1 protein-coding gene is annotated in these 741 nt (G+C 76.4%); it reads right to left on the bottom strand.

Translation table 11 applies throughout. The annotated features are described in order from the left end of the window. Positions 1-741: YyaL domain-containing protein (locus DW309_RS03295; RefSeq protein WP_136044547.1), on the bottom strand; the 741-nt coding region annotated here is incomplete at both ends.

Raw genomic sequence — 741 nt, forward strand, 5'->3', positions numbered from 1 at the left:
CGAGCGACGCCCGGGCGAGCGCGCCGTCGTCGCCGCGGTTGACGCGCAGCACATGATCGGCCGCCGCGGCCGCCGCCTCGACCCAGTCGGGCTCGCCGAGAGTCGTCCCCGCCCTGGCCAGAGCCCCGATCGCGAGGCCGTTCCAGCCCGTGATGACCTTGCCGTCCACCGCGGGAGGTTCCAGCCCGCCGCGCGCGGACACCGAGCGCTGGTAGTACCCGCCCTCGCTGCGCACCCCGTCGATCCACGACTCCGAGTCCTGCGCGGCCCCGAAGCCGCCGCCGTCGCGTCGCAGCACGCCCAGGAGGAAGCCGGCGATGCCGCGGGCGGTGCCCGTATCCCCCTCGTCCAGCGCGACCTCCAGCAGCTGCGCGTTGTCGGTGAGCATGCGCTCGTAGTGCGGCACCGTCCAGTCCCGCTGCGTGGCGTAGCGGAAGAAGCCGCCGTCCTCGTCGCGCAGGTCGGAGCCGGACATGGCCGCGAGCGCCCGCGTGGCCGCTGCGCCGGCGTCGGGAGAACCCGCCCGCACCAGCGGATGCTGCAGCAGCCGCAGCGTGGTCGCCACCGGGAACTTCGGCGCCCCGCCGAAGCCTCCGAACAGCCGGTCCTCCCTGGCCGCGATCCCCTCGGCGGCGGTGACGATCGCCGCCGCGTCGGGCAGGTCGGACGGCGCGGACTCGGCCGCCCTGGCGAGGGCCTCGGTCACCGCGTCCGCCGACTCCTCCGCCTGCGCGCGCCGCA

It is taken from the genome of Microbacterium sp. K41 (genome assembly GCF_004794395.1).
GTDB lineage: Bacteria > Actinomycetota > Actinomycetes > Actinomycetales > Microbacteriaceae > Microbacterium > Microbacterium sufflavum.